Below are 2479 nucleotides of genomic sequence, written 5' to 3' on the forward strand. Positions count from 1 at the left end.
CGAGGCACTCGTGTAAACGAAGAATACGGCAAATATTCGTTCACCATCATCGATTTTCGTAATGTTACCAACTTATTTGCCGACCCTGCATTTGACGGCGATCCTGTACAAATTTATGAACCCAAAGAGGGTGATCCTTCCATTCCGCCAGATGTAGTGGAGGAAGACGATGAAGAAGAAGCAGACTTCTCGGATGACTTCTACGGCGGTGACAAGGAGGATGGATCCGAAGGAGATGACGTGATTCGCGAGCGATCGCGAACGTATTACGTCGATAATGTCAAGGTGAAAGTGATCAACGAGAGGGTCCAATACATCAATGAGGAAGGAAAGTTGATCACAGAGTCTTTGAAGGATTATACCAAAAAAAGAGTCAATCAAAATTACGCCTCGCTTGACGAGTTTCTGCAAAAATGGAACGCCGCCGAACGTAAGGATGCTATAATAGAAGAGTTGCTTGAACAGGGTGTGCTCTTGGATGAATTACAGCAAGAAGTGGGAAAAGACTTCGATCCTTTTGATCTCATCTGCCACGTAGCTTTCGATATGAAGCCGCTCACTCGTCGAGAACGGGCGATGAATGTGAAAAAACGGAATTACTTTACCAAATATGGAGAAAAAGCAAGGGCTGTATTGGAAGCCTTGCTGGACAAGTATGCGGATGAAGGCATTGAAAATATTGAAAGCATGGAAGTGCTAAAGCTTCATCCCTTTGATCAGTACGGATCTCTTATTGAGATCGTCAAACTCTTCGGGGGCAAGCAGAAGTATTTGGAAGCGTTAAAAGAGTTGAAGCAACAAATCTACACATCAGCTTAGTTTGCTACTAGGAGGAACAACATGACAATAGCCAATATCGTGAAATCCATTCAGGATATCATGCGGCAAGACGTTGGGGTAGATGGCGATGCACAGCGGATTGCTCAGCTTGTCTGGATGATTTTCCTCAAAATCTTTGATGATAAAGAAGCGGAGTTGGAGCTTTTAGATGAAGATTATCGTTCGCCAATTCCAGAGAAGTATCGTTGGCGTAACTGGGCGGCGAATGATGAAGGCATGACAGGAGACGAATTGTTGGAATTCGTAAACAATGAGTTGTTCCCCGCTTTAAAAGAACTTTCGGATGTCGAAGAAGGAAGTCGAGGTTACCTCGTAAGAGAAGTGTTCCAGGACAGCTACAATTACATGAAGTCGGGAACACTGATGCGTCAGGTGATTAACAAAATCAACGAAATTGACTTTAACAGCTCCGAAGATCGCCATTTGTTCAATGACTTTTAATGAGACTTTTTTGCGTGATCTCCAGAGTGCAGGAAATGCAGGAGAATACTATACGCCCCGTGCAGTCACACAATTTATGGTAGATATGACCAATCCGCAATTGGGGGAGAAGGTGTTGGATCCTGCCTGTGGCACGGGGGGATTTCTGACCTGTGCATTGGAACATTTAATGAAGCAAGCGAAAACGGTTGAAGATCGGCAACTGGTTCAATCGTCTATTTTGGGTATAGAGAAGAAACCGTTGCCTCATATTCTCAGTGTGACGAATTTAATTTTGCATGACATTGATATTCCCAAGATCCGCCGAGACAATTCGCTATCCCGACCGTTGCGTGACTACGGCATAAAGGATAAGGTCGACGTAATCTTGACCAATCCACCTTTTGGGGGAATTGAAGAAGACGGTATTCAGGCGAACTTCCCTGCCAGCTTCCGCACCAAAGAGACCGCTGATCTCTTTATGGTTTTAATTTTAACCTTATTGAAAGATGGCGGACGTGCGGCTGTTGTATTGCCTGATGGTTTTCTCTTTGGCGAAGGGGTCAAAACACGCATTAAAGAAAAATTGCTCAGTGAATGCAATTTACATACAATTGTTCGCTTGCCTAATGGCGTCTTTGCTCCGTATACGGGTATTCGAACCAATCTGTTGTTTTTTACCAAGGGGGAACCAACGAAGGAAATTTGGTACTTTGAGCATCCTTATCCTGAAGGACAGAAGTCTTATTCGAAGACAAAACCGATACGTATTGAGGAATTTGACCTTGAAAAGCAATGGTGGGAAAATCGCGTTGAAACTGAGTATGCATGGAAAGTGACTGTAGAGGAAATCAGGACCAGCAATTATAACCTTGATGTGAAGAATCCGAATAAATCAGCGGAAGATGTAGAATTGGATGTTTCTGAAATCCTGAAGAGAATCCAGCAAGGAAATCGTAAGATCGAGCAACTCACTGGGGAACTTATTAAAATTTTGGGGTATTAAAAATGAAGACTTATCAAGTTGTTAAACTAGGCGATGTTTTAAAGAGGAATACGAAACAAGTTCGCATAGAGGATAATCAAAAATACAAGCAAGTGACTGTACGTTTGTGGGGTAAGGGTGTTCAATTACGTAATGAAATATACGGTCATGAAATTAAATCAGATAGTAGGTATATTGTAAAATCTGGACAGTTTATTATTTCTAAGATTGATC

The 2479-nt window shown here is 42.5% G+C and carries 3 protein-coding genes and 1 pseudogene; all 4 read left to right on the plus strand.

All coding sequences use genetic code 11. The features are described 5' to 3' along the window. Positions 1-819 (plus strand): type I restriction-modification enzyme R subunit C-terminal domain-containing protein (locus HGBM_RS25450; RefSeq protein WP_019123904.1); only part of this gene is annotated, 819 nt, incomplete at its 5' end. 21 nt (positions 820-840) lie between these two features. Then, positions 841-1281, plus strand: a complete 441-nt coding sequence (locus tag HGBM_RS31380; RefSeq protein WP_019123905.1) for a type I restriction-modification system subunit M N-terminal domain-containing protein — start codon at positions 841-843, stop codon at positions 1279-1281. 10 nt (positions 1282-1291) lie between these two features. Further along, positions 1292-2266 (plus strand): HsdM family class I SAM-dependent methyltransferase, encoded by a 975-nt coding sequence (locus HGBM_RS28615; RefSeq protein ID WP_218917023.1) that lies wholly within the window; start codon positions 1292-1294, stop codon positions 2264-2266. Between the two features lie 2 nt (positions 2267-2268). Beyond that, positions 2269-2479: pseudogene (locus tag HGBM_RS30915) on the plus strand (hypothetical protein); the annotation flags it as partial.

It is taken from the genome of Brevibacillus massiliensis, from assembly GCF_000311785.1.
GTDB classification, from domain to species: Bacteria; Bacillota; Bacilli; order Brevibacillales; family Brevibacillaceae; genus Brevibacillus_C; species Brevibacillus_C massiliensis.